Consider the following 26,130-nt stretch of genomic DNA (forward strand, 5'->3'; position numbering starts at 1 on the left):
ACTGTCAGCCTGCTTGAAAATCAATGAGGGCTTGTTTTAACAGCTCAGCCTCTTCATGATGATTCTTTAACTCGAGTAGGCCGATGATGCACTCTAGGGTGCACAATCCCCCTTCTATTTGATTACGTCTCAGAGTAAAGCCTGAATCCGCCTGCTCAGTTAAAGCAAACTTATCAGCAGCCTTAAGATAAGGACTTTGCCTCATCATCTTACGGGCCTCTTGCCAAGTTGCATCTAATATAATGAGCGTATCAGGCATGTGCTCGAGATAGAGCTGAGCCTGAGTATTTTCCATAGGCACTGGCCCATCTTTTCCATCTGGATCACAACTTCCTTCTGAGAGACATAGATCTTTAGTTCTTGGAAAAAGTACCGCGGCTCTATGGCTGCGAATTAATTCTATCAAGGCTAGATCCGGAGACACCCTAGACCAAATGATCCGCCTACACCATTGAGGAAAAGCGTTTAATGCAAGTAAACCTGTGTTGGTTGGGCGATCTACTTCTCTTTGATGCGTTAACAAGACCAAGTTCATCTATTTTTACTCTTATCATTATTCATGCATGAAAATAGGAAAGTCATTATACGAAAACTGTATAAGCAGTGACAGCTCACCTATTTACTCTCTTGTACTAGGAAAATCATCTACTGTGAGATAAAATCTAACGATAACAATTCTCATTCCAATAAATACAGTTATAGCGAATTATGTCCATACCAATAACGGGTCTATTCTCAGGCCTACAAGTGAAACTATTCAGTTACTTTGCCTTATCTCTATTGGCTATTTTACTTATCGCTACAGGGATTGAAAGGGTTGTGATCAACCGCTTATTGACTCTGCCTCAATCTACTCAGGCTCAAATTATTCACTTGGCTAATCAGGCAACCGAATTAGTCAACAATGATGCTCTAACAGCATTAACAAGATGGGAACAAAATCAGGAATTCCGTGTTTATGTGTTAGACAAAGACCTCAAATCCATCACAAAATCAGAATTGCATCCCCATTTCATCTTCAAATTACAATATATGCGGCAACTTCATCTGCCTATGGGAAACAGTGTCAGAAAGCCTCTGATTGGTATTCCTCTGCCTAATGCCACCTATTTCAATGGCCCCTTGACTCTAGTGGTGCAGTTAAAGCCCGAGCTACACCCGGCTCAAAAGCTAACCCAAAGCCTTTGGGTTATTCGCGTTCTGGTGGGAATATCTGTATTACTGGTATTCACTTCCATTTTGACCAGATACTTAATTACACCGCTTAAACATTTGAAATTAGGCACACAAGCCTTGGCCAGTGGTCGATTAGACACCAGGATCGCCCAGCATTTCTCAGTTAAAGAACCTGAATTTTATCACCTCGCCACAGAGTTCGATCATATGGCGGAACAAGTACAGCAATCGATGCAAAATCAGAAGCGCTTATTGAGGGATGTATCCCATGAACTCAGGACTCCCTTAGCCAGGCAGGAGCTAGCACTACACCTCTTAGCGAGGCAAGCGAGCCCTGAACAGCACAAATTTATACAACGCTTAGAGCAAGAAAATCATCAGATGGCCTCCCTTATCAATAGTATTTTAGATTACAGTCGACTCAATAATGCCTACGTAGAGTTGACCTACGCTTCAGTTGCCTTAAGCCATATTCGTTCTAGAGTCTTGGCAGATATCCAGTTTGAAGCTAAAGCTGAGCAAACCATCACCTGGACTGAGTTTACCCACGACTTAAATATCCAGACTGACGCCAACTTTCTCATTCGAGCCTTAGATAATGTACTGAGAAATGCGCTTAAATATGCGGGTGAAACCTGTACTGTTATCATTAGTTCGCGTATCAATGACGGCAATCTGGTCGTTGATATAGAAGACGACGGTCCCGGGATCCCGGAAGACAAATTAGAAAACCTCTTCAACCCCTTCACCAGAATGGATGAAGCCAGACACTCTAGTCAGGGGGGATACGGATTGGGACTCGCAATAGTTAAACAGAGCCTTAAATTACTGGGGGGGAAGTGAGTGCCAAAAACCATCTCAGAGGAGGGCTATGTATCAGCTTTAACTTGCCCTTAAACCTCATGGAGACGGTAAAAATAGAGCGTCTTCATGCCATGAAAGAGCAAAACTATGAGGCATCAACAAGCTGAGTCGAGCAAACCCTTAAGCAGTAACTTACTCAGCCGTACTTCTTCACTTTCTTAAGTGCTATTTGCTGCTTAAGTTTCGACAGGTGATCGGTAAATACTATGCCTTGCAGATGATCCATTTCGTGCTGTAATACAATCGCCAAAAATGTATCTGTCTCTATTTCAAACGCTTTACCGGTACGATCCAGTGCTTTGACTGTGACTTGCTCACTTCTGGCCACCTTAGCGCGATAGCCAGGGATAGATAAACACCCCTCCTCGCCTATAAAGTCACCTTGAGTTGCCATAATTTCCGGATTGATCAGCACCTGTGGCTGGTCTCTTTCCTCTGACAGATCTATGACTAAGATGGCGTGCTGACTACCGACTTGTGTCGCCGCCAGCCCTATGCCATCTTCGGTGTCATACAGGGTCTCGAGCAGATCATCTATAAAACCTTGAACCGAGTCTATATCTTCAACTACGCGGGCTTTGCGTTTAAGACGTTCATCGGGAATAGTTAAAATATCGAGTACGGCCATAGATAGATAGATCACATAAAGAAAAATTTGGCGCCATTATGACCGAATAAACGCTAAAGGCAACTCCATAACGGTCAAAATTACATCAGTCACCTTTTCATTTTTAACCTTATTGTCACATAACTTGAATTCCTGCATATATGTGGATAGCATGAATGAATCGTATAAAATATACAGGACGTAGTATGACACAAGTGACTCGAACCCCCTTGCCCAAGACTTTCTTCGTCGCCAACACCATGGAGATCTTCGAACGTCTTGCCTGGTATGGTTTTTTTACCCTGTCATCCCTCTACATGACCTCGCCTTCTCAGCAAGGTGGCTTAGGCTTTAGCGATCAGGAACGTGGCTTACTCCAAGGCATGATCCCTTTCTTCCTCTACTTATTTCCTGTTATCACAGGCGCCTTGGCTGACCGATACGGTTACCGTAAGATGTTTCTGATATCCTATGCCATCATGTGTCCCAGTTACTTCATTCTGGGACAAGTGGACTCTTTCGCAGGTTTCTTCATTGCCTTTATGGGCGTGGCGCTCGGTGCAGCCTGTTTCAAACCTGTGGTTACTGGCACCGTTGCCCGTACGACCGATGATACCAACCGCGGCTTAGGTTTCGGAATTTTCTACATGATGGTCAACATCGGCGGGTTTCTCGGCCCCTTCATTGCAGGCTATGTTCGAGCAATAAGCTGGGACTGGGTGTTTATCATGTCATCATTCTGGATTGCGGTTAACTTTATACCCGCCCTACTCTTCTACAAGGAACCCACAGATCAAAATGCGCAAAAAGGCAAACCACTCAAGGCCGTCTTCGCCGATATACAGGAAGTACTGGGTAACTTACGCTTCGCGCTGCTCTTCTTCGGGACTCTGATCATCCTCATGTCTTATGGCGCTAAGTGGCTGTCGGGACAAACTACACTCTTGGTCTATCTAGCTTGGTTCTCGGGACACTACTTGTGGAACTTGAAGGGAAAGTCAGATCTCACCGCGCCTTGGTATAAGCAAAAAATCGCTATCGGTAATAAGCCCTTCGTGATCTATCTGCTGATTTTGTCTGGTTTCTGGATGGTCTATCAGCAAATATTCATCACGCTACCCATCTATATTCGTGATTTTGTCGATACATCGGATCTTATCGCCATGATGGCGTCTTATCCGAACCTTCTCAGCTTCCTGGCTCCGGTCGATCTTTCAAGCTTACAAACTGAGCTCACCAGACTGTCTGCCGCTTTAGTTAATCAGGAACTCACGGCTCAGGCCGCTTACTTTGACCTGGTACATTATAAAGTCATGGTGCCCGTATCTGAACTTAGCCTGGGGTTAAATGCGATAGCCGCAGATCCTTCTCAAGCTGAAGGCTATGCGAATGCTTGGTCTACAGAATATCGCCAGATTAACCCTGAATATATGATAGGCCTTAACTTTCTCTCTATCGTATTCTTGCAGTTATTAGTTAGTCGCGTTGCAGAGAAATTCCAGGCTTTACCCGTTCTGGTCGCCGGAACTGTGATCATTGCCTTTGGCACCGCTTTAGGTGGTGTGGCTCACGGCGCCATCATGGGAGGCGTGATGGTACTGACTTCTATCTTGGTATTCTCTATTGGGGAGATGGTAGCCTCACCTAAAAGTCAGGAATATGTCGCCAGCTTTGCCCCACACGACAAAAAAGCCATGTTTATGGGTTACTACTTCGTATCATCTGCCATCGGCTTCCTACTGGCGGGTCCCTTGTCCGGCTATCTCTATTCTGAGGTGGCAAAACAAGCACAAAGACCAGATCTGATGTGGTACATCATAGGTGCCTTCGGTTTAATCACAGCCCTAGGCCTGATCTTGTTCCACAAGTTTGGTGTCATGAAGCACCCGGCGAATAAGCCTGTGGCGAGTGAAGCAGAGGTAATGTAGCTGATTAGTACCAAATTAATTTTGTCATGACTTCAGTTTTAAAGCCCATAATTCATTGATGAATTATGGGCTTCTTTATCATCATTGACTCTTTGCCAAACCTAGACTTCTAGTAGAAAACCTAAACCCCCAGTGAAATCTAAGTATTTATCATAAATAGCCACCACTCTATTTATTTCACAAGTCATAACTGTTCGTTAAATTAATCGTGACACATCAAGCTTAAATATTACTGACGCTCGCTAAGATCTCAGTTTATGCCCCTTTAAACTAGCGAGTTAAAGTCGAAGAGGATATGATGCTGTAAATGGTCTGTGGATGATATGAGATAATATGATAAGGCTAGTGGGACACTGCACACCTCCTAATCCAGACGCTTTTTCGACGTCCCCCGCGGTAGCTAAATCCCCTATGGAAAAAATCTGGTTCATCGTCGCCATGCTGCCAAAGGGTCGAGTAAGCTCGTATGGTAAGGTTGCCGATTTAGCAGGATTACCCGGTAGGGCAAGATACGTGTCTAAAGCATTAAAGATGGCACCTGAAACATTAAACCTGCCATGGCACCGAGTCATCAACAGCCAAGGGAAAATCTCTTTCAAACCAGATACTGAAGCATTCCGAATACAAATGCAGTTACTCAGGTTAGATGGCGTAGAGGTCAACCGAGGGAGAATATCTTTAGCCAAATTTGAGTGGCGACCGGATATGGCCACACTGGTTTTACAACTGCCGTTTTAACTAAAAGTGATGAGGTAAAGCGCCAAGTGGAACTAGCGCCAATGAACCATAAAGCAGATTCATTGTCTGAGCTATTGTCGGGGCTATTTTCTGAACTAGTGTTTTCTCCATCGATTCTCGGGTAATTCAGGACCAATATTAAGGCTAGATACAGCAACTAACAGCAAGTAAGAACTCGCCACAAAGGGTCCTGGACTTTGCAAGCAGGTAAAAACTTATCCATGCACAAATTTAAGGAGACGTCATTGTCGATTGGTCAGCGTGTAGTGCTAGCAACACATTTGTGCCTCTTCAGCCTCTACGTGGCTGCGGCCCCGAGCCCGCTAACCCCACAAACAGCAGAGTATCAGGTAAATTATGGCAGTATCGAACTAGGAAAGGCTCGCTATCAGCTCCCTAAAGCCGAAGGTAATCTCTATCACTACCGCTTCGACAGTGATGTCAGCTTACTCGTGTTATCAGACAGACGTAATGTACGCAGTGACTTCATTCGCGAAGGCGACCAGCTCACCCCCATGCGATATACCCATAACAGGAAAGGCACAGGCCCTAGCTTTCAAGAACAAGCCGCCTTTGCCAGAGAACAAGAAGTCGTTCACAGCCGCTATAAAGATGAGAGAGCTAAACTAGATTATACCGATATCTTATACGATCCCCTCATGGTCCAGCTGCAATTCCGACTCGACTTGGCACAAGGAAAAGAAAACCTTCACTATTCCATGGTCAAAGAGGGAGAGGTTGATGAGTATAACTTTCGTGTCATAGGCAAGGAGAGAATGAATATTGAGAGTGGCAGCTACGAAACCATCAAGATTGAAGTTGTCAGAGACAGTAAGAAACGTCAAACCTTTTTCTGGATGGCACCGGATCTAGGCTACCTACCAGTGCGTCTAACCCACTTCGAAAAAGGCAGTAAGCAGCTGGATATTAAACTGCTCAGCTATCATTTTTCTCCTGAGCAAACTGTGAAGATAGACAAGCTTGCTACTGATGTAACTGTACAGCCATAGACAAGCAGCAAAAGGGCGATAATTGATTCTGGCCTTTCCACGAATAAATTCATCCCATTAAAAAGGGAACATAACAATGTTCAGCCATGCTCCCTCGATTAAGATCTTCTTAGAGATGATTAATCAGCCTTGAACTCCCTCATCAAGAATCAGTGCACCTTTACGGAATAGTTTCCAATCCCCAGGCCCTAAAATATGCCACTCTTCATCCTTAGTCAGAGGTCTGGTGGCGATCACTGTGACGATGTCTTCAGGAGTTGTCTCTTTATCAAAGTCTATGACCACATCGGTATCGATGAGCTTAGCCTTACCGAAGGGAGCTTTGCGGGTGATATAACAGAGATTATTGCTACAATAGCTCATCAGGTGCGCGCCATCGGTCAAGATCATATTAAATACACCCAAGGAACGAATTTCATCGGCTAGCTTGGCGATAAATTGATACACGAGTGTGATATCTTCAGGCTCTTGCTCACCAAATTTGTCGACTACCTTCTCTAACAGCCAGCAAAATGCCAATTCACTGTCTGTATCACCCACAGGCTGAAACCTTGAGACAGTAAATTTGTTCTGATAATCACTCAATTGCCCGTTATGGGCATAGGTCCAATAACGTCCCCAAAGCTCACGGGTGAAAGGATGGGTGTTCTCTAGCGACACACAGCCCCGATTAGCCTGACGAATATGACTGACAACCACTTCACTCTTGATAGGATAGCTCTGAATGAGCTCAGCGATGTGGGACTCACTACTTGGACGAGCATCTTTAAAGGTACGGCTACCTTTTCCTTCATAGAAGGTGATCCCCCAGCCATCCACATGGGGACCGGTGACACCACCTCTCTGAGCCAGGCCGGTAAAGCTAAATACAATATCCGTCGGCACATTAGCGCTCATGGCAAGGAGTTCACACATTAATTCAACCCTTTAATTACAGCTGTAATATTTAAATTCTAACGCATTCTAACTAGTTGAAGCAGAAAGTGGAATCTCGACTTTAACAATTTATCTAAACGTTTGTTTGAAATAAACCTTGTATTAAATTTCACATAGGTTTAAATTTTATGCGACACAGGTCAGACCACAACCTATAATTGTGATAATGATCAGAAAAAGTTCTGGCCTCAGTTCATATTCAGGTCGCACCTTAAGGAGAATAACAGTGACAAGCTTACTATGGATCCTCGCGTTTCTTTTTGTGTTAGGCACACTCGCCTACCTAAGAGTTTCGTTGCTAACATCTAGCATCATTGCCGCAGTCGTTATGGCTGTCGGTTCAGCAACTGAAGTCGTGAGCCCCCTAGCGTGGATCATCTTCTTAGCCATCGCCTTGCCACTGAACATCAGTGCATTTCGTAAAAACTTCCTCACTAAACCATTATTAAAGATCTATCGTGGCATCATGCCTGAGATGTCTTCTACCGAAAAAGAAGCCATTGAAGCCGGAACAACATGGTGGGAAGCCGATCTATTTGCCGGAAACCCAGATTGGAAAAAACTCCACAACTATCCAGTAGCCAGACTGAGTGCCGATGAACAAGCCTTCTTAGACGGCCCCGTTGAAGAGGTCTGTAAGATGCTCAATCAACATCAGGTCTCACATCAACTGGGCGATCTCCCCGTTGAGATCTGGCAATACCTGAAAGATAATGGCTTCTTTGCCATGATCATCAAGAAAAAATACGGCGGTCTCGAGTATTCAGCCTATGCGCAATCTCGCGTCCTACAAAAGCTTGCCGGTCTCAGCAGTGAACTGGCTTCCACCGTCGGCGTGCCTAACTCTTTAGGCCCGGGCGAGCTGTTACAACACTATGGCACTCCCGAACAGCAAGAACATTACTTACCCAGGCTCGCTCAAGGTCTGGAAGTTCCCTGTTTTGCCCTTACCAGCCCCGAAGCTGGTAGTGATGCAGGCGCCATCCCTGACTTTGGCATTGTGTGTAAAGGCCAATGGGAAGGCGAAGAAATTCTGGGGATGAAGTTAACCTGGAATAAGCGCTACATTACCTTAGCCCCGGTCGCTACCGTGTTAGGTCTGGCGTTTAAATTGCGCGACCCGGATCAACTACTGGGTGACAAGGCAGAGCTAGGAATCACTTGTGCCCTGATACCTACCGATATGGAAGGCGTTGAAACCGGGCGTCGCCACTTCCCGCTCAACTGTATGTTCCAAAACGGCCCAACCAAAGGCAATGAAGTCTTTGTGCCTCTGAGCTTCATCATAGGTGGCCCGGAAATGGCCGGACAAGGCTGGCGCATGTTGGTCGAATGTCTGTCAGTGGGACGTGGCATTACCTTACCGTCTAACTCAGCGGGTGGCATCAAGACAGCGGCGGTGGCAACTGGCGCTTATGCGCGTATCCGTCGTCAGTTTAAACTGCCTATCGGCAAGCTTGAAGGTATCGAAGAGCCCATGGCACGTATCGGCGGTAACGCTTATCTGATGGATGCCGTGACCAGTCTAACCACAACGGGCATAGACTTAGGTGAAAAGCCTTCGGTTATTTCTGCCATCGTGAAGTTCCACCTGACCGACAGAATGCAGAAGTGTGTGATTGACGCCATGGACATCCACGGCGGTAAAGGGGTTTGTTTAGGCCCGAATAACTACTTAGGTCGAGGCTATCAGGCAGCCCCTATCGCCATTACGGTTGAAGGCGCAAATATTCTGACTCGCTCTATGATCATCTATGGTCAAGGTGCTATTCGTTGTCACCCTTTTGTGATCACCGAGATGGAGTCAGCGTTCGATACCGATGCTAACCGCGGCCTCAATACCTTCGATTCTGCGCTATTTGGCCATATCGGCTTTACCATCAGCAATCTGGTCCGCAGTTTCTGGCTTGGAGTGACATCTTCAAGATTCTCAAATGCGCCCTATTCAGATAAAACCAAGCGTTATTATCAACAGATGAATCGCTTCAGCGCTAACTTAGCCCTGCTCTCGGATCTGGCAATGGCGACATTAGGCGGTGGACTGAAACGTAAGGAACGCATATCGGCAAGATTAGGCGACCTACTCAGTCAGCTCTATCTCACCTCTGCAACCCTTAAGCGTTATCAAGATGAGGGACGTCAAACTGAAGACTTACCGCTAGTTCAGTGGGCCGTCGAAGATTCACTATACAAGTTACAGGACTCACTCGACGATCTGCTCAATAACTTCCCTATGGGATTGGGCTTTGTCCTTCGAGGCATTATCTTCCCATTCGGCCGCCCACTAAAAAGGCCTAGCGATGTGTTAGATCATAAAGTGGCGACCATAATGCAAACTCCTTGTGCCAGTCGTGAACGCTTAGGTAAAGGCCAATTCTGGACCCCATGTGAGAATAATCCGGTCGGAGTACAGGAGCAGACCTTCAAAGATATTCTCGCCTGTGAACCACTGCATGCCAAGGTCTCTGAGGCTGCGGGTAAGCGTATTCCATTTATGTGGCTCGATAAGATTGCCGCACAGGGGAAAGCTTTAGGTGTACTCACAGATGAGGAAGTTGCCCTGCTTGAACGCGCCGAGATCGGTCGTATGAAATCCATCAATGTGGATGACTTCGACCCGGATGAGCTCAAAGCCATGGCCATAGGTAAACAAAGCCATGAGCAGGCTGCTTAGCGTCACGACATTTAAATTTAATCAATAGACCAGAAGGAGGCTCACGCCTCCTTCTTTATGTCTTCGATTTACCAACAAAGATGAAATACAGTTGACGAGTCGCTGTTAGCAAATTCTTCAGATATCGAGTTATCTCTTGTGAGCAGCTTCTATCGACTCGCCGGTGTTAATTTTTTCCACACCGGCTTTGAGCTTAATCTCATTTTCAAGTTCATCCTGAGCAAGTTTTTCTACCGCCTTAGATTCTAGCAAGAGAGCATGCTCCTTAGCCAGATGCTGCGCCTCTATGGGTAACAAGCTAATCAACTCTATGCCACTAACCAATTTATTGGCCGAGCCGGTGCAGATGTTCACCTTACCCGCCTGGATGTACACCAAGGGCATGGCACAGTCTCCGTAGCGGGCAAGGAAATCCTCGAAGCTGAAGCTGTCGGTGATATTGGTACTTTTAATCACAGCGCCTTGAGACATTAAACTGGCGAGTTTGGCATAGGATACCGACTCACCAAACAGACATAAACGCGCGAGATAAGACTCTGACAGCTGATGTCTGGCACTCGTCCCTTCGATGTTACTCAATCCATAGACCTTATTGGTCCCCAACACATCTTGATAGTGAAAACTCACCAATGGATTGAGCTGACGATAGGGAGAGATGACCAGTAAGCGCCCTATTCCTGTCATGTCGAGAAAATTACTGGCATGCTCGGATGTTGGATTACCGAAATACACGGAAATATTATCCATCCTGGCCAGCCGAATATTATCCCAGTTATTATCAGCCAGAGTCACTGTGATATTTTTAGACTTAAGTACCTTTGCCAGTTCTCTGGAAAACGCCGAAGCGCCAAAAATAAGCAGCCCTTGTGATGAACCCGCACTCACCCCTAAATACTTAGCCCAGACACCAGCCGTTAAGCTTTGCATGACAACAGTGCCTATGATGATCAAGAAGACTAAAGGTACAATAAGGTTTGCCCCCGGGACACCTAGGCTTTCAAGCTTAATGGCAAAGAGAGACGATACCGCAGCTGCCACTATACCTCTGGGGGCCATCCAACTTAGAAACCACTTGTCATTACGCCTCAGCGATGTCCCGATCCCGCAAGCCCATACACTGAGCGGTCTGGCGATAAACATCACTACTGCTAATAATGCCAGCCCTTGCCAACCTAAGTTAAGCAGTGCATCAGAGTCGAGTCGGGCCGCCAACAAGATAAACAAGGCCGAAATAAGCAGTACAGTTAATGTTTCCTTAAATTCAATGATATCTGAGATATCTATACCACGCATATTGGCAAGCACTATCCCCATCACAGTCACGGTTAATAATCCCGACTCATCCTGTATCAGGTTCGAGCCGACAAATACCCCCAGCATGATGGTTAGCACTCCGGCATTCTTCAGATAATGAGGTAAGAGATGCTTCTTGATAATGATACCCACCAGGTAACCTGTGAGCGCTCCTAAACCGATTCCTATGCCTAACATGTAACCTAGGGCATGTAAGACATGAACGGTAGGATCTGCCGCGACGGCTATGTATTCAAACACCAAAACGGCAAGGAGTGCCCCGATAGGATCGATAACTATGCCCTCCCAGCGCAAAATACGAGCCAGTTCAGATTTTGGCTTGATACTTCTGAGCATAGGCACAATCACAGTTGGCCCGGTCACAACAACCAAAGCGCCGAACAGCAAGGCCATCTCCCATTGAAAACCCATCAAGAAATGTGTTGCCGAAGCGATACAAGCCCAGGTGATCAGGGTGCCAATCGTCACAAGATGAGTCACCATACGACCATGATCTTGGATCTCTTTGAAGTTAAGCGTTAACGCGCCTTCAAACAATATGACCGCAACACCTAATGAAATGATAGGAAATAGCAGGTCGCCAAAAATGGCGTCAGGATTGAGAATATTGAGACCGGGTCCCAGCAAGAGACCACAGAGTAAGAGAGGCAAAATTGCCGGCAGGCGTAACTTCCATCCAATCCACTGACACAAGAGTGAAAGCACACCTAACAAACCTAGCATGGCAGTGATCTGCTCAACCATAAGAATTTATCCTTAAATAGTGTTATCAGTATAGATAACAAGTATCCCTATGCAGCCCTAATATAGGCCAAGCTTTGCTTCTCAAAGTAATTAATATCAATCGGTATGACTGCAAACCGAACCGGAAGCTGTATCTAAATAAGCAGTTAAAAAAACCAATCTACTCCATATTAATGAATTATCAAGAAAGCTTCAGGCACAAAAAAGCCCTCGTCTTTCGACAAGGGCTTCGTTGTTTGGCGGAGCGGACTCGCTCTAATCAGGAGACGAACCCGCGCCCCTCGGCGTGACAGGCCGCTTTCTATTCATAAGAGGCTAATATCTCCATGGGCCGCTCCTAAATATCCTATTACTACGGCATTCGAACATCCATGTATTCAGGAGTGTATGCCAAAAAACAATGTTTGGAACATTGTTGGCACAACTGCACTAGCACTCTGCTCTGCTTATGGTCATGGTCATGGTCATAGTCATTTTAGTATCAGGCACAAAAAAGCCCTCGTCTTTCGACAAGGGCTTCGTTGTTTGGCGGAGCGGACGGGACTCGAACCCGCGACCCCCGGCGTGACAGGCCGGTATTCTAACCAACTGAACTACCGCTCCTAAACTTTTCTGTCCGACTATGCTGAGCTAACGGGACTCGAACCCGCGACCAAGGGCGTGACAGGCCGCCCATGTTTACAAATAGTCCTAACCAACTGAACTACCGCTCCTAAACTTATTGCCTTTCGGCTTTTAACTGCTATGTCACTAACAACTAAACTAAATTTATAACTTGATTGGCGGAGCGGACGGGACTCGAACCCGCGACCCCCGGCGTGACAGGCCGGTATTCTAACCAACTGAACTACCGCTCCACATCAAGTTGCGGTGAATAATACGTAGGCGAGCATGCCGCGTCAATAGTTATTTTAAACAGATAAACCAATCAGCTAAAAAAGCAGCAGTTAGGCGTAAATTACTGCTTTTCTGGGTAGAAAAACGACCAATTAACCTTTCCCCTCTACAGGAGGATCTTCAGGCATGGTCAGATCTATTTCATCTAAGCTCGGGCCTAAGTCTTTCTCTTTCTCTTCATCTAATCTTTTTTGAGTTGCGGCTAACGCCTCTTTCAAGTTACGTCTCTTACGCCAGATGAGTAATCCCAGTGTTCCTAAGACCAAGAGGGTTACATTAACCGTGATTATCCAAAAAATAGCATCATCTTTGGCCTTCGTTTCTTCAATGGCCGCTTTCTTTGCCGCTCTGGCCGCTAACTCTTCCGCTGTCGGTGGCGGCTTAGGAGGCTCGATTAAATTAAAGAAGCGTTCAGGTAAGGCTAATACGATCTCTCGACCGCCCAAGGTTGTCGTTGCAGCCATCCCTTTAATTCTATAGCTACCAAAGTCTGATACTTCCGGAAGAATAATCTCACTCTGTGATGATTCTAATCCGCTTAATGTAATAGGCAGTTGAAGTCCCGCTGGACCGACTAATTCTAAATCTAAATGTGTCTCGGATAACTGCACCACAGCTTCATCGACTTTGACAAATAGCTTCCAGCGCCCTTCTAAAGGATCTTCAGGTTCAAGGATTTCGATCTCAATCGGGATAGGTGATAGCATGAACTTAAACAGGCTTTCACGAGAAAATACCTTGTTACGAACCTTGACTTGAAACGTATAGTGACCCCATGGTTGATTTAAATTGATTTTCCCGGTAAAAACACCGTCATCGGGTCTTTCATCTAGGTCTTCGCCATAATCTTTATATGAACCAACGACCAGAATACCCGCAGCAAAATTTTCATCTCCAGGCAGATGATCACTGATAAAACGCGCGGTCCATTCGACTAAGTAATCCAGCCCCGGCATCCTTAGACGCTGTTCATCTCCCAATAGCTGAGCCGTCACTTTTACGCGCTCACCTTGAAATAAAGGTTGGGGTAAATTTTCGACCTTTATGCCCAGTTTAGAGATCTTTTGAATTTTAGAACCTTCGACGACTCTGCCTATAAGCTGCCAAGGGCCAGGCATAGGTTTATGTATGGTCACGATATCACCGCTCAAACCATCGACCCATTGCACCTCTTTGGGGTGTCGACTCGCATACCACTTGCTGCCATCGGGCAAGACGATGACGACTGGCGAACTGCCATATTGGCGTTGAATAAACAGGGTGAGACTATCGACCATATGATCAATTCTGAAGCGATTCTTCAATACACTGGCTTCACTCGAAGGCACGACATTGGCCAACACAGATGTAGAAAACACTGTGCCTAGCATCATGATTAACGCCACTAATGCTTTTTTTCTCGAAACAAAATGTTTAACACTCATAAAGATGACGTCTGTCCTCGTCGAAGAAGTTATAAATTGGAATATACAATGTCGGAAGCTTTGTTCTGATGCTATTGATAGGGCGGCCGACAAGAAAACGCCCTCATTCTCTGTTTGCTATCACACTATGTCAGTGACCTAATCACGCCATGCACAGAGTCCGCCCTTAGCCACGATATCGAGTCGCGCTTCGTGCTTAGCTAGTTCATCGGCCGATGCCGCGATCACTTTAAGTTTTGTGCGTTCTTGACTTAATCGTATGATCCCACCGGCACCTTCGCCTCCGGTATCGCCTGAAAGATTAAACTTAGTCTGCCCACCTGTCATCAGCAGATAGACATCAGCTAAGATCTCCGCATCTAATAATGCGCCGTGTAGTTCACGACGTGAGTTATCTATGCCATAACGCTTACACAAGGCATCAAGATTATTTTTCTGACCCGGATGCAAATATTTTGCAATCGCTAAGGTATCCAAAATGGCACAGATATCGGCAGTCTTAGGCCCTTTAGGCTGCAATAAGCCAAACTCATGATCCATGAAGCTTATATCGAACGACGCGTTATGAGCCACAACTTCGGCGCCATCAATAAACTCGATAAAACTCTGTGCTATCTCGGCAAATTTTGGCTTATTAGCGACATATTCGTTGGATATACCATGGACTTGAATGGCTTCTTCATCGATGAGCTGTTGTGGATTAATGTATTCATGATAATGACGACCGGTCAAACGACGATTAATCACCTCGACGCAACCAATTTCTATGATTCTATGACCTAGAAAGATAGCACCAGCGCTCTGGTTCATACCTGTGGTTTCAGTATCGAGAATGACCTGACGTTTTGCACTAGACACTATGTTCATAAATTTACTAACACTTCTTAAGTTTTTGGGTATACTCGCCCGCTAATCTGTCTATGGTAACAACTTGATGTTAAAACCGCTCTCTATATTTACCGATGGTTCCTGTTTAGGAAATCCTGGCCCCGGGGGTTATGGGGTGGTGATGAAGTATAAATCACAAGTCAAAGAACTCTCCGACGGATTCCTGTTAACCACCAACAACAGAATGGAGTTACTGGCGCCTATCATCGCATTGGAAGCCTTAAAAGTGCCCTGTAAAATAGTGCTCACCAGTGACAGTCAATACATGCGACAAGGCATCACTCAATGGATCCACGGTTGGAAGAAAAAGGGCTGGCTAACTGCCGCGAAACAACCAGTAAAGAATGTCGATCTCTGGAAGCGCTTAGATGCAGCCACAGCCTCCCATGAGATAGACTGGCGCTGGGTTAAGGGTCATGCAGGTCATGTAGAAAATGAACGTTGTGACACCTTAGCCAGAGTGGCTGCCGAAGCCAAGCCGACCCAGGAAGATATAGGTTATCCGGCTTAAGCAAGCCTGTGTAGCTAAATCGACAGTTTATTAAATTTTGTGCAGAAACCGATAAACGCATCACATAGCGGTGTAAAGTTTCGGCTCTTATGATGGATGCGATAAAACTGTCTCGTCAACGCGAGTCCTTCAACCTCGATAACAGCCAGCTCCTTGCGGCTCAGTTCTTTTTCAAGGGTCAATTCAGACAGCACGGCCAAGCCAGCTCCTTGCTTGACCGCTTGCTTTATCGCATCGGGCGTACTGAAGCTGAATCTTTCTATGGGCTGCATATCCAGTGCATTTGCCGCACTGATAAAATAATCTCGGGTACCCGAGCCCTCTTCCCTCATCACCCAAGGTTGCCCACGTAATTCCACTGGTTTAACCCGTTTCCCCGCAAGAGGATGAGCCGTATGACAAAATATCAGCAAATTATCCTTATGCCAGGCTTCAACTTTAATGCGACTATCAAGACACTGCCCCTCGATAAACCCAACTTCAGTTCTGAACTCCAACACAGACTTTATGACGGCTTGAGTATTATCAATATCGAGATCGACGTAGGCGCTGGTATGTTGCTGACAGAAGGCCACCGCACTTTTAGCCATCAAATAATTACCGATTGTGGAGCTAGCACTGACATTTAACGTGCCACTGAGTTCGGCCTCCGGAGAGGAGAACAGATGTTCTATCTGCTCTAGTTTCTGTAACGCCTCGGTAGCCAATGGCAGCAAGAGGCTCCCCTGAGAATTCAATCTTAATCGGTTACCAACTCGCTCAAATAATCTTGCATCGAGTTGCTTCTCTAATTCAGACAAGGCCATAGAGGTCGCAGGGGCCGATAAATTCATCATATCGGCGGCTCTGGCAACTTGACCACTGCGAGCGACGGCTTCAAAAATTGATAATTGCTTTAGTGTTATTCGCATTTAAATTCTATTATTTTTTGTTTACTGGTGGTTTCTAACGAGGTTCTCCCCGCCGTGGGTGCCGCAGACCAATTAGGTTGACGGACTTTTTTCCTTTCATGTATTGGTGTCAATGGCGTCTCTAGCTTACGAGCGACGATCAGATAGACGCTACCCGTTCCGGGCAACCAGGCCTTGAGTGCATTTTGCCAGATACTTTTCTGGCGTATTTCACTCAGCAGATGATGGTGAATGATGCGTTCATCAGCCACCACTTGGTAACCCAATAATCCAAGCCAATCTTTGACCCTTGATGGTGTAAAGAACCGACCACACCAGGGAAGTTTGTCTTGGTACTTGGGCAGGACTTTACCAATAAAAGCCGGACTCAGGGGATTAAACCCCACAATAAACAAGTATCCACCGGATATTAGCACTCTGTCGGTTTCACGCAGTAGCTTGTAAGGATCATGCTCAAATTCGAGCAACATGTTCATGACGACAGCATCGATGACCCCGTTCTGTATGGGCAGTGCACTAAACTCTGCGCGCAAAGATGCGCCATCACCATCGAACAGAGAAAACTGGCGACCAATAGGCAGGCCAGGCATTTTTAGTTCAGCGCTCAAGGGACCAAGACTTAACATATGATAGCCAAACACTCTTGGCCACCATGATTCAAGCTCTTGCTCTACACTTGCCTTGATCTTTTCTCCATTAGGCAATTGCGACCACGTTCGAGGTACCAATACCTTTATGTCATTAAACAAGCAGTACTCCCTTGGTTGATGCAGCGATTCTGACTAATATACCTAGCTAATCAGCAGTGGTATAATTATAGGGTGATTAATACCATTAAAACGTGAATCTGCAAACTTCGCAATTAATTTACTTGGTTACCTGAAGCGCTGTCCTCAATGTGAAAATTACCACCAGATAAGATGAGACACATATGCAAGCAATTGAATCTTCAAAATTAAAAATCACCCCATTAGCCGCATTCAATGATAATTATATCTGGATTATTGCACAAGATGGCAATCAGTCAGTGTACGTAGTCGACCCGGGCGATGCCCAAGTCGTCATAGATTATCTGGACACAGAGCAATTACAACTCGCGGGTATCTTAATAACACATCACCACCATGATCACACTGGCGGCATAGCTAAACTGTTAGCACATGCAGGGCAGCAGATTGAAGTATATGGGCCCGATAATGAGAACATAGATAATTTACTCAATCCCATCTCGACCATGAGTTCGATTCAATGCCAAATCACTCTTAAAAACTTCAACCAAAAGGTGGATGTCATTCCTTTGCCGGGACATACATTAGGCCATATAGGTTATTTAATGGCGGGTGAGCTTTTTTGTGGTGATACCCTGTTCAGCGGCGGGTGTGGCAGACTCTTCGAAGGTACTCCTCTACAGATGCACGACTCTTTAATGACTTTATCCCGGCTTCCAACAGAGACCCGAGTCTATTGCGCCCATGAATATACGCTAGCCAACCTGGATTTTGCTCTCTCGGTTGAACCGACTAACCCCGAACTCATCCAATACCATGAGCTTTGTCTAAACAAACGAAGTAGGCGAATAGCAACAATTCCAACCAGCATAGCCACAGAACGTAACATCAACCCCTTTCTGCGTTGCAATGCCGATACGATTAAGGCCTCAGTTAATCAACATTTCATGCAAAAAGCGTCGGATCCTGTGGACACCTTTGCCCTTCTAAGGCAATGGAAAGACAATTTCTAAAAAACAGATTACAATGCAGCGCTAAATAAGTCCCCTTTTCGAGTATTTCAAAATAGAGGGACAGAGAATTAAGGAATTATTTTTCGATGCGCATACAAAACATTGTCCTAGCAGGGAGTATTGTGCTGCTTTCAGGCTGTCAGTCATTCGACCAGTCAGCCTCTGAAGAACACAGTACTCAAGCTATACCCATTCTACCTATGATCTCGCCTAAAGAAGTCATTGAACCAAAAGTTGAAGTTGCAGAAGTCACCGATGTCTGGCAAAGGATCCGTCTGGGTTTATCATTCGATGTGCCAGACCAAAAGTTAGTCAAGCAATATCGTGACTGGTACATCAAGCACCCGCAACATCTCGCGACAGTATCGGAACGTGCCACCCCTTTCCTCTATTTGATCGTCGAAGAGATTGAGAAGCGTGATCTGCCTATCGAACTGGCCCTTCTTCCCATAGTGGAGAGTGCATTCGATCCTTTCGCCTATTCACATGGCGCCGCATCAGGCTTATGGCAGTTTACTTCCCCCATGGCGAAACATTTCGGTCTGCAAATGAATTGGTGGTATGACGGTCGCAGAGATGTACCCGCAGCAACCATTGCCGCCTTAGACATGCTCGAGTACCTGTATAAAAAGACGGATGGTAACTGGCTTTATGCTATCGCGGCATACAACACAGGTGAAGGACGAGTGATAAACGCCGTTAAGAAGAATAAGCGCAAAGGAAAACCTACCGACTTTTGGTCATTACGTCTGCCGACAGAAACACAACGCTATGTCCCTCAACTTCTCGCGCTGGCTGATGTCATCAAGAACGCCGATAAATACGGCATAGAGCTCTACCCGATAGACAATCAAGCCAATATCCAAGTGATCGATGTGGGTAGTCAGATAGATCTCGCACTCGCTGCCGGATTTGCCGATATGACCACATCCGAATTACATAAGCTCAACCCTGGATATAACCGTTGGGCAACGGCACCCAATGGCCCTCACAACTTAGTGTTGCCTGTAGACAAGGTGGCAAATTTCAAATTAGCCATGGCAGATACACAAGCGGATGACAGGTTGAACTGGGAACGCTACCAGATCAAATCAGGTGATAGTTTAGGCCTAATAGCCCAGCGTTATCGCACGACACCTTCGGCGCTTCGTGCTGTCAATGACATTAAAGGCAATACCATCATAGCAGGGCGTCATCTACTCATCCCTGTTGCGGCAAACGATCCTGAACAATACGCCCTTAGCCTAGCTCAAAGAGTGAAGTCAAAACAAAATATTAGCCGTGGTAGCGAAAAAATCGACTATATCGTTAAGTCTGGTGATTCATTTTGGAAAATAGCAAAGGCTCATAAGGTTAAGACGGCGCAGCTGGCCAAGTGGAACAATATGGCGCCAAAAGACACATTGAAAATTGGACAAAAGTTAGCGATATGGACAGGCAGTAAAAATGCCTCTTCCGTCACTCGCAAGGTGAATTATACGGTACGCAGCGGAGACTCACTGGCACGTATCGCTTCAAAATTTAAAGTCAGCGTCAACGACCTGGTTCGTTGGAATACATTAGAAAAATCTAAATACATTCAGCCTGGCCAAAAATTAAGGCTATATGTAAACATGACAAATGTCAGAGCCTAATTGATAGAGGCAATGCTTAGAGGCAATAGACAAAGATGCCAAGTCTGTAATAAAAACTTGGCATCTTTTCCAATACTATATTCCCCAGCTAGTTTACGTATTCATCTAGAGACAAACGCACATTCCCCATCGCCACTTTCGTCGATTCTGTTGCATGTCCAGCGTAAATCGCCACTAAGCTATAGCCTTTCCCCTTAACTTGAGCTAACGCTTCTTTAGGCAGAGAAAATCTCACCGGAATCACTTTACCGGCGGGTATCACCACATCACGTATCGCCTGAGTAAACATCATGGTATCGGACCACGCCCAGATTTTATTTCCTTGAGGGTCCAATAAGTGAAGATCTGCCGTCATGCCCGATCGATACTGAATTGGCACAGCGAAACTCTGATTGTTGGTGATAATGAGTGACACAGTAAAACCCGTTTTCAATGAGACTTGTAACTGTCCGGATAACAATCCTTTCTCCATCTTGCTCTCCTTTTTTTCAGCCCCTTTAGCCAGTTTATAGGACTCTGAAGACGTTAATGAAGATTCATCGATTCTAGCAGGCTCCACCTGGACAACTGATTGCTGTTTAACTTGAGTCGGTGCAACCGCTTGCGATACTTCTTGAGAGCAAGCAGATAAGGCGATAATCCCAAGATAAACACAGAATAATTTATTCATTAAAAGCCACCTAATTTCTTTAACAGACTATCTTTGAGCTTATCTTGCACCTTCTCTACCTCTTGTTTCAATTTAGCGTCAAACAGTCCTGCGGTGTCTAAAGCAAATTGGGGATCCGACATAGTGCCTGTGATTAAGAATGGAATTTCAATGCCATAGAGTAGGTCTGTATCTCCTCCACCTTGCCCTTCGAGGGAACCCACCACTGCAGTGGTTAATTGATAATCCAGTGCCTCGGAGATAATGTTGGCCGTTCCAGCCCCCGAAAGTCTGATTAACGGAGAGGACATCAGCAGATCCGGATTTGATACGACGCCCTTGACGACCGAAAAAGACCCGGTCAATGAGGTGAAGTCGGTTTTCTTTTCAGATGAACTTGTAGATGATCCACCACCACTGAGCTTTGCCTGGGCCTCTCTGATCATTTGCGGAATATTCACTCCGTATAGGGCACCGTCCGCAATCTCAAACTTACCTTTTGCGGCAATGTTCTTCTTGATATTATCGGCAAGCAGACTCCTGCCCTTGCCTTTAACACTGAAGTTTGCCGTTCCCGCCAACAGATCGACATCAACCGCATCTTTCAAGAGTTCTCTCACTTGAACCCCTGTAACCGATTTTTCAAAACTGTAACTAGGTACGGCTTGGCGACCATCGAGACTAGCAGTCACGGCGAGTTTTCCGCCATAGAGATCAGCATTGAGCTGCTTCAGATTGAGAATGCCATTCTTCAACGTCATAGCCATAATCCAATTACTGGTCATCATATTCGACGCCTTGATGGATTTCGCCGTTAGCGCCAAGGTGAGATCAAGAGACTTCATGGCACTTAAATCTGGCTCAACTTGAGTCGCCTCAGCTTGACTCTTCTCCTTGGTCTTGTCAGCTTTATCTGTTTGTGGCAGGAGCTTATCAAGATCTATGTCGCCCAAATCCAGCTTAGCAATGATTTGAGGCACTTTATGACCATAAGCGATATCCAATTTACCTTTGGCCTGGATGTCACCTGCATTTAATTCATCCAAGATAAGATGAATTTGCTTGGTCTCTAGCAAGATTTCCAGCTGGGTTAACAATGAGATATCTAACTGCTTATTGGGGATTCCCTCACCGGCTACCTCGTTAGTTATCTTAAAATCTTTAACCTGAACCTTAGTCATGTCTTGGGCGACTCTAATTGAGCCCTTGCCCTGACTCATTAGTGTCATATCAGGCATTTCAGCACTGAAGCGATACTCGAGAGTAGCAAACTCCCCCAGAGAGAATTTCCCAAGGGTTAAATTATCCAGACTAAATACTTGTTCGGTCCCGGCTTGTTTATCTGAGACTCGAATTTGTGTATTGGTGATCGAGACACCACCAATATCCAGACTCGATAAGTTGCCCGATGAAGCAGTAGTATCATTAAGTTGAGCTGGTTTATCTTCCGCGGCAGAACTCTGTAAACCGTCGAAGCTGGTACGGCCATCTTTGCGGGTTTCCAGATTGACGACCAAGCCATCGAGATTTAATTTAGCAATCTCTACTTGTTTACTAAACAGAGGCAAAAGCTCTACTTGTGCAACGATCTTGTTCACCTTTAACATAGAGTCATTATCGAATCCCTTAGGATTAGATAATGTAATATCTCCAAGCTCGATACCTATGCTTGGAAAAAATGTCCATGTGAGATCTTTTCCTATGATGAGCTCCCGTCCTGTTTGCTTCTTTACCGCATTGACGATTTCAGGTTTAAAATCATTTGGATCAAAAACCAAGGTCAGATAGGCCGCGAGACTCGCGAACATGAGAAATAAGACAATAAAAAACCATTTAACAATTTTCATAACAGGTTCCATCCAAATAGCTGAGCAAAATTAGAGCAAGCGAGAGAGGTCGAGTTCGGTATTGGCGATCCCGATGCCATTTTCATCAGAATATAACATCATACCCGGTGTGATTATAATGTTATCCATTGAAATCATACAATTGACTTCCCCTACACCTTTCTTTTGTGTTTTTATCGGGTTAGAACCAATGGCTTTGATGCCTATATCCATCAGTTTCAACGCACCGACATCTCTGACACAGCCATTGATAACGATACCTTCCCAACCATTTTCAACTGCACTCAAGGCGATTAAGTCACCAAGTAGGGCCCTGTTAATCGAGGCACCACCATCGACGAAGAGTACCTTACCCTTACCTTCTGTTTTAAGGATCTCTTTTACTTTTGAGTTATCTTCAAAACACTTAATGGTAACAAGCTCACCCCAAAATATTGTACGCTTTCCGTATTGCTTGTATTGAGTCGTTAACAATACCAGTTCATTATTAAAATAATCGAATAAATCAGGTAGCAGGTCCTTCATCTTATTCTCCATTAAATAAAATTAAAGATTACTCGTTCACTATTACCACAACAAGAATATCCTGAAACATTTACCTACTTTGGCTTTTATATGATCAAATGCCTTTGAGAGCCGGAACAAAAAGTCTATAATTGGCTCATTATGGGAACGTACTAATACTGTCCTTCTTACCTACTCGGAAAAAGTGAATTTTAATGCTTGATAACAATGATTTACAGAATGCGCTTGCGGCTTTAGATGAATACGGCTTCGATAAAAAACACTCGAGTGATTTATCTCAAGCAAGAAATAAACAGCAAATGACTAAATATATCGATTCGCTTGATTATAGTTTACGTCGTTTACTCATATTACAAGATACGGTAGAAGACTTGGTTGCAAAGAAGAAGCACCAAATAACCCAACAAGAAAACATTCAAACTTATAAAACTAAAGTCATCAATCTCTCCAGACAATTCAACATCTCATATGATGACGTTGTACAAGTCATGATTAATTTAAAAAACCAGACAAATTAATTTGCCTGGTTTTTAGTTCTATTTTCAACTAGGACTTATTTTAGTCTTAGTATGATGTTGCCATTACACTTTAAAGCTGGAGACAAGCCCATCTAATTCTGTCGAGCCTTGCTGGATCTGTTCACTCGTCTCACCAATTTGTACGCTCTTCTGTTGATTATCTACTGAAATATCATTGATTCGAGTCACATTCATATTTAATTCTGCAATGACCGAACTCTGCTCTTCCGTTGCAGCCGCAATTTGAATATTCATATCGGAAATCTCTCTGATTGAGGATTTAATGGTCACTAATGCAGTAACAATTTGTGAGGTTTCTTCTACAGTTTGACTAGAACGGGTTTTAGCTCGCCCAACCGAATCATTGACACTCTCTATCGATCCCCTAATCGCATCTATGATGCCGTTAATTTCTTGGGTAGACTCTTGAGTACGACTTGCCAAAGTTCTCACTTCATCCGCAACCACGGCAAACCCCTACCCGCTTCCCCAGCCCGCGCAGCTTCGATAGCTGCATTGAGAGCCAATAAGTTTGTCTGCTCGGCAATACCTACGATAACATCTAAAATTTGCCCAATTTTTCCTGAACTAACCTGCAGCCCTTGAGCCACTTCCGAGGTATTTTCCAGTTCTTCGGAGAGCTCCTTTATTTTAATAACGGCATTATCGACGACCCTAGTCGTTTTATCAGCTTCTTCATCGGCACTCCCAGCACTATCTGCCGCGAGTTGTGCGTTAGAGGCAACTTCTGAAGCCGCCATAGACATCTCATTAATTGCAGTGGCTACACTTTCAGTTTCGGTTTGCATGTTGCAGGTGACTTTACTCGCTTCTGTTGAGATGCTGGCTAAACCGACCGCTAGCTCGCGGCTGTGTGTCACTGAATCCATGACTGATTGTACTAGTGTCTGGATTTTAACCACAAAGACATTAAAGTTACCTGCAACCTCATTGAGCTCATCATTTCCAGATTCTTTGAGCCTCAAAGTCAGATCCCCTTCTCCCTTTGCTATATTCTCTAGCGCTTGAATAGTCTCTCTCATCGGCCTGGATATACTATGAATGATGGCAAATAGAATAGCGATCACCGGAAACCAAACGAGCGCCACCACCAAGAGATACATCCAGGTAAAATCTAATTTTTGCGCATCGATATCATCGACATACATACCCGTACCGACAATCCATCCCCAAGGTCTAAATCGCTTCACCACGCTCATTTTTGGACTCGGAGCCGTTGCATTTGGTCGATTCCACATATACTCGACTTTCGCTGAGTCTTGTCGCTCGGTCCCCTTGACCATCTCCTCGAATAATCGAACGCCGTTAGGGTCCTTCATTCCGAGCACATTAGTCCCGACGAGTTTCTTAGCGAAAGCATGTTGAACCATCACACCTTGGGTAGTTATGGTGAAAAAGTATTCTTTCCCTGCATACCGTAATGTGTCCAGCGCCATAATGGCACCAGACTTGGCCTCATCTTCAGTTATCAGCCCCTGTTTGGATCTCTGATAATAGTCGCTAATGACTTTCTCACCCACATCGGCCAAAGAAGATATCTTGGCCTCTTTCTCACCAACCAACATATTATCGATACTCATAAGCGCAAACAGGAACATTAATATGGTAGCGAGTATGGATAAACCCAACATGATAAACAGGCGACTCGAGATTTTTATCTTTCTAAACAGGCTAATAATCGTGTCCATTGACAATCCTTAAGCAATTTGTGGCAAGCTGATTTACCTATCATAACTTTTGGAGATATTTCACTGTTTGTCAAAGATCGCTTGGATTTATTACAAGGTAATGATTTGCACCTCTTACCCTAGCCGACCCAGCTTTAAAAATGCATCGTCATGCTTTCTAAGTACTGTTTCAATGAAGCTACATCATATTCATTTTACTGGCTGCTCAACTTTAGTCTTAAGCGAGTGAATGTTTGCGATAACTTTTTACCTATCGTAAGTCTTAGGGTCAATAAACCAATGACGATTAAAATATAGATACTGGGCTCGATGACTTCAGACTTCACCGACCAATAGAAGTGAATAGGCACTAAGATGGCGACCAGATAAACCCAGTTATGTAATTGCTGCCAACGTCTGCCCATTTTCTTTCTAATGACTTTTAATGAGGTAACGGACAAGGCGATTAGAACCAGATAAGCCACAGCCCCGACTAATATGTAGGGACGCTTAAGGATCTCCTGAAACAGGAGTGACCATTCAAACAAGAGATCTAAACTGATAAAGGCCATAATATGTAAGCTAGCATAGGCAAACACATAGAGGCCGATTAGACGGCGAGTCTGTATCAATATCCCTTGTTTTAAGCGACGTGCTAAAGGGGATATCATCAGTAATATCACTAAGGTATTGAGGGCTCCGACTCCGGTATAATGAATAATGTACTGCACAGGATCCCCCCCGCATCACCAGATATTACAGAGAGAACCAGATAACCGATAGGCCATAAGGCGACCAGATGTATGATGGCTTTCAGCCAAAAAAGATGTTTCGAAGTTAACCGCATTATTCCTCCCACTTTATCACTGAGCCTATCTCCGCTATTGTCCATAGCGTGCTTCAATT

General features: G+C 45.0%; 20 protein-coding genes, 2 tRNA genes and 2 pseudogenes. 9 read left to right on the plus strand and 15 right to left on the minus strand.

Annotated elements, in window-relative coordinates:
* Nucleotides 1-4: 4 nt before the first annotated feature.
* Nucleotides 5-535 (minus strand): DTW domain-containing protein, encoded by a 531-nt coding sequence (locus tag FM037_RS15580; protein ID WP_144046733.1) that lies wholly within the window; start codon nt 533-535, stop codon nt 5-7.
* A gap of 173 nt (nt 536-708) precedes the next feature.
* Between FM037_RS15580 and FM037_RS15585 the strand changes: the two genes are divergently transcribed.
* Nucleotides 709-2,019 carry a sensor histidine kinase gene (locus tag FM037_RS15585; protein ID WP_144046734.1) on the plus strand — a complete coding sequence of 437 codons (1,311 nt, stop codon included), beginning with the start codon at nt 709-711 and terminating at the stop codon, nt 2,017-2,019.
* A gap of 157 nt (nt 2,020-2,176) precedes the next feature.
* Here FM037_RS15585 and def read toward each other — a convergent pair whose 3' ends face one another.
* A complete protein-coding gene (gene def, locus FM037_RS15590) occupies nt 2,177-2,668 on the minus strand; it encodes a peptide deformylase (protein WP_144046735.1) in 492 nt (163 codons plus the stop codon).
* A 185-nt stretch (nt 2,669-2,853) separates the two neighbouring features.
* On the opposite strand from def, the gene FM037_RS15595 reads away from it, so the two are divergent.
* From FM037_RS15595 to FM037_RS15605, 3 genes are all read left to right on the plus strand, one after another.
* Complete coding sequence (locus FM037_RS15595) at nt 2,854-4,575, plus strand: MFS transporter (RefSeq protein WP_144048983.1); 1,722 nt, start codon at nt 2,854-2,856, stop codon at nt 4,573-4,575.
* Nucleotides 4,576-4,986: 411 nt separating this feature from the next.
* Nucleotides 4,987-5,313, plus strand: a complete 327-nt coding sequence (locus tag FM037_RS15600; protein WP_144046736.1) for an MGMT family protein — start codon at nt 4,987-4,989, stop codon at nt 5,311-5,313.
* Nucleotides 5,314-5,534: 221 nt separating this feature from the next.
* The gene (locus FM037_RS15605; RefSeq protein WP_144046737.1) at nt 5,535-6,323 is read left to right on the plus strand and encodes a DUF3108 domain-containing protein; all 789 of its coding nucleotides are present in this window, start codon (nt 5,535-5,537) and stop codon (nt 6,321-6,323) included.
* 123 nt (nt 6,324-6,446) lie between these two features.
* On the opposite strand, the gene FM037_RS15610 is transcribed toward FM037_RS15605, so the two are convergent.
* Nucleotides 6,447-7,238, minus strand: a complete 792-nt coding sequence (locus FM037_RS15610; RefSeq protein ID WP_144046738.1) for a class II glutamine amidotransferase — start codon at nt 7,236-7,238, stop codon at nt 6,447-6,449.
* 247 nt (nt 7,239-7,485) lie between these two features.
* Between FM037_RS15610 and fadE the strand changes: the two genes are divergently transcribed.
* Nucleotides 7,486-9,933, plus strand: coding sequence for an acyl-CoA dehydrogenase FadE (gene fadE / locus FM037_RS15615; RefSeq protein ID WP_144046739.1), 2,448 nt, complete (start codon nt 7,486-7,488; stop codon nt 9,931-9,933).
* Between the two features lie 129 nt (nt 9,934-10,062).
* On the opposite strand, the gene FM037_RS15620 is transcribed toward fadE, so the two are convergent.
* The 5 genes from FM037_RS15620 to dnaQ form a co-directional block, all read right to left on the minus strand.
* Nucleotides 10,063-11,991: a cation:proton antiporter gene (locus tag FM037_RS15620; protein WP_144046740.1), complete on the minus strand. Its 1,929-nt coding sequence runs from the start codon at nt 11,989-11,991 to the stop codon at nt 10,063-10,065.
* 526 nt (nt 11,992-12,517) lie between these two features.
* A tRNA-Asp gene (locus tag FM037_RS15625) sits at nt 12,518-12,594 on the minus strand.
* 177 nt (nt 12,595-12,771) lie between these two features.
* A tRNA-Asp gene (locus tag FM037_RS15630) sits at nt 12,772-12,848 on the minus strand.
* A gap of 132 nt (nt 12,849-12,980) precedes the next feature.
* Entirely contained in the window at nt 12,981-14,312 is a 1,332-nt protein-coding gene (locus FM037_RS15635; RefSeq protein WP_144046741.1) for a TIGR03503 family protein, read from the minus strand.
* Between the two features lie 138 nt (nt 14,313-14,450).
* Nucleotides 14,451-15,179: a DNA polymerase III subunit epsilon gene (dnaQ, locus tag FM037_RS15640; protein ID WP_144046742.1), complete on the minus strand. Its 729-nt coding sequence runs from the start codon at nt 15,177-15,179 to the stop codon at nt 14,451-14,453.
* Nucleotides 15,180-15,246: 67 nt separating this feature from the next.
* Between dnaQ and rnhA the strand changes: the two genes are divergently transcribed.
* Nucleotides 15,247-15,711 (plus strand): ribonuclease HI, encoded by a 465-nt coding sequence (gene rnhA, locus FM037_RS15645; protein WP_144046743.1) that lies wholly within the window; start codon nt 15,247-15,249, stop codon nt 15,709-15,711.
* A 14-nt stretch (nt 15,712-15,725) separates the two neighbouring features.
* Here the strand turns inward: rnhA and FM037_RS15650 are convergent, their stop codons facing one another.
* Together FM037_RS15650 and FM037_RS15655 are read right to left on the minus strand one after the other, a co-directional pair.
* Nucleotides 15,726-16,622 (minus strand): LysR substrate-binding domain-containing protein, encoded by an 897-nt coding sequence (locus FM037_RS15650; protein ID WP_144046744.1) that lies wholly within the window; start codon nt 16,620-16,622, stop codon nt 15,726-15,728.
* Nucleotides 16,613-17,371: a class I SAM-dependent methyltransferase gene (locus tag FM037_RS15655; protein WP_144046745.1), complete on the minus strand. Its 759-nt coding sequence runs from the start codon at nt 17,369-17,371 to the stop codon at nt 16,613-16,615. Before FM037_RS15655 ends, FM037_RS15650 begins: the two co-directional genes overlap by 10 nt.
* A 182-nt stretch (nt 17,372-17,553) precedes the next feature.
* Between FM037_RS15655 and gloB the strand changes: the two genes are divergently transcribed.
* Nucleotides 17,554-18,363 (plus strand): hydroxyacylglutathione hydrolase, encoded by an 810-nt coding sequence (gloB, locus tag FM037_RS15660; protein WP_144046746.1) that lies wholly within the window; start codon nt 17,554-17,556, stop codon nt 18,361-18,363.
* A gap of 86 nt (nt 18,364-18,449) precedes the next feature.
* Complete coding sequence (locus tag FM037_RS15665) at nt 18,450-19,997, plus strand: lytic transglycosylase (protein WP_144046747.1); 1,548 nt, start codon at nt 18,450-18,452, stop codon at nt 19,995-19,997.
* An 88-nt stretch (nt 19,998-20,085) separates the two neighbouring features.
* Here FM037_RS15665 and FM037_RS15670 read toward each other — a convergent pair whose 3' ends face one another.
* The 3 genes from FM037_RS15670 to FM037_RS15680 are packed head-to-tail and all read right to left on the minus strand — an operon-like array spanning nt 20,086 to nt 23,018.
* Complete coding sequence (locus FM037_RS15670) at nt 20,086-20,667, minus strand: BsuPI-related putative proteinase inhibitor (RefSeq protein WP_144046748.1); 582 nt, start codon at nt 20,665-20,667, stop codon at nt 20,086-20,088.
* On the minus strand, nt 20,667-22,493 hold the full coding sequence (locus FM037_RS15675) for an AsmA family protein (RefSeq protein WP_144046749.1): 1,827 nt from the start codon (nt 22,491-22,493) through the stop codon (nt 20,667-20,669). The genes FM037_RS15670 and FM037_RS15675 overlap by 1 nt, the downstream gene beginning before the upstream one ends.
* 30 nt (nt 22,494-22,523) lie before the next feature.
* Nucleotides 22,524-23,018, minus strand: coding sequence for a putative 4-hydroxy-4-methyl-2-oxoglutarate aldolase (locus FM037_RS15680; RefSeq protein ID WP_144046750.1), 495 nt, complete (start codon nt 23,016-23,018; stop codon nt 22,524-22,526).
* A gap of 194 nt (nt 23,019-23,212) precedes the next feature.
* Between FM037_RS15680 and FM037_RS15685 the strand changes: the two genes are divergently transcribed.
* Nucleotides 23,213-23,536: a hypothetical protein gene (locus FM037_RS15685; protein WP_144046751.1), complete on the plus strand. Its 324-nt coding sequence runs from the start codon at nt 23,213-23,215 to the stop codon at nt 23,534-23,536.
* A gap of 63 nt (nt 23,537-23,599) precedes the next feature.
* Here FM037_RS15685 and FM037_RS15690 read toward each other — a convergent pair.
* Together FM037_RS15690 and msrQ are read right to left on the minus strand one after the other, a co-directional pair.
* Nucleotides 23,600-25,245, minus strand: a pseudogene (locus FM037_RS15690) (methyl-accepting chemotaxis protein).
* A gap of 194 nt (nt 25,246-25,439) precedes the next feature.
* Nucleotides 25,440-26,074: pseudogene (gene msrQ / locus FM037_RS15695) on the minus strand (protein-methionine-sulfoxide reductase heme-binding subunit MsrQ).
* Between the last annotated feature and the right edge of the window lie 56 nt (nt 26,075-26,130).

Origin of the sequence: Shewanella psychropiezotolerans (genome assembly GCF_007197555.1) — a bacterium.
Lineage (GTDB): Bacteria > Pseudomonadota > Gammaproteobacteria > Enterobacterales > Shewanellaceae > Shewanella > Shewanella psychropiezotolerans.

What these genes read in the sequence shown, in the direction of transcription:
- FM037_RS15585 (WP_144046734.1), top strand. Translation starts at nt 709, where the DNA reads ATGTCCATACCAATAACGGGTCTATTCTCAGGCCTACAAGTGAAACTA.
- dnaQ (WP_144046742.1), bottom strand. Translation starts at nt 15,179, where the DNA reads ATGAACATAGTGTCTAGTGCAAAACGTCAGGTCATTCTCGATACTGAA.
- FM037_RS15635 (WP_144046741.1), bottom strand. Translation starts at nt 14,312, where the DNA reads ATGAGTGTTAAACATTTTGTTTCGAGAAAAAAAGCATTAGTGGCGTTA.
- def (WP_144046735.1), bottom strand. Translation starts at nt 2,668, where the DNA reads ATGGCCGTACTCGATATTTTAACTATTCCCGATGAACGTCTTAAACGC.
- FM037_RS15605 (WP_144046737.1), top strand. Translation starts at nt 5,535, where the DNA reads ATGCACAAATTTAAGGAGACGTCATTGTCGATTGGTCAGCGTGTAGTG.
- FM037_RS15620 (WP_144046740.1), bottom strand. Translation starts at nt 11,991, where the DNA reads ATGGTTGAGCAGATCACTGCCATGCTAGGTTTGTTAGGTGTGCTTTCA.
- FM037_RS15680 (WP_144046750.1), bottom strand. Translation starts at nt 23,018, where the DNA reads ATGAAGGACCTGCTACCTGATTTATTCGATTATTTTAATAATGAACTG.
- FM037_RS15595 (WP_144048983.1), top strand. Translation starts at nt 2,854, where the DNA reads ATGACACAAGTGACTCGAACCCCCTTGCCCAAGACTTTCTTCGTCGCC.
- FM037_RS15650 (WP_144046744.1), bottom strand. Translation starts at nt 16,622, where the DNA reads ATGCGAATAACACTAAAGCAATTATCAATTTTTGAAGCCGTCGCTCGC.
- FM037_RS15675 (WP_144046749.1), bottom strand. Translation starts at nt 22,493, where the DNA reads ATGAAAATTGTTAAATGGTTTTTTATTGTCTTATTTCTCATGTTCGCG.
- gloB (WP_144046746.1), top strand. Translation starts at nt 17,554, where the DNA reads ATGCAAGCAATTGAATCTTCAAAATTAAAAATCACCCCATTAGCCGCA.
- rnhA (WP_144046743.1), top strand. Translation starts at nt 15,247, where the DNA reads ATGTTAAAACCGCTCTCTATATTTACCGATGGTTCCTGTTTAGGAAAT.
- FM037_RS15670 (WP_144046748.1), bottom strand. Translation starts at nt 20,667, where the DNA reads ATGAATAAATTATTCTGTGTTTATCTTGGGATTATCGCCTTATCTGCT.
- FM037_RS15665 (WP_144046747.1), top strand. Translation starts at nt 18,450, where the DNA reads ATGCGCATACAAAACATTGTCCTAGCAGGGAGTATTGTGCTGCTTTCA.
- FM037_RS15580 (WP_144046733.1), bottom strand. Translation starts at nt 535, where the DNA reads ATGAACTTGGTCTTGTTAACGCATCAAAGAGAAGTAGATCGCCCAACC.
- FM037_RS15610 (WP_144046738.1), bottom strand. Translation starts at nt 7,238, where the DNA reads ATGTGTGAACTCCTTGCCATGAGCGCTAATGTGCCGACGGATATTGTA.
- FM037_RS15685 (WP_144046751.1), top strand. Translation starts at nt 23,213, where the DNA reads ATGCTTGATAACAATGATTTACAGAATGCGCTTGCGGCTTTAGATGAA.
- FM037_RS15600 (WP_144046736.1), top strand. Translation starts at nt 4,987, where the DNA reads ATGGAAAAAATCTGGTTCATCGTCGCCATGCTGCCAAAGGGTCGAGTA.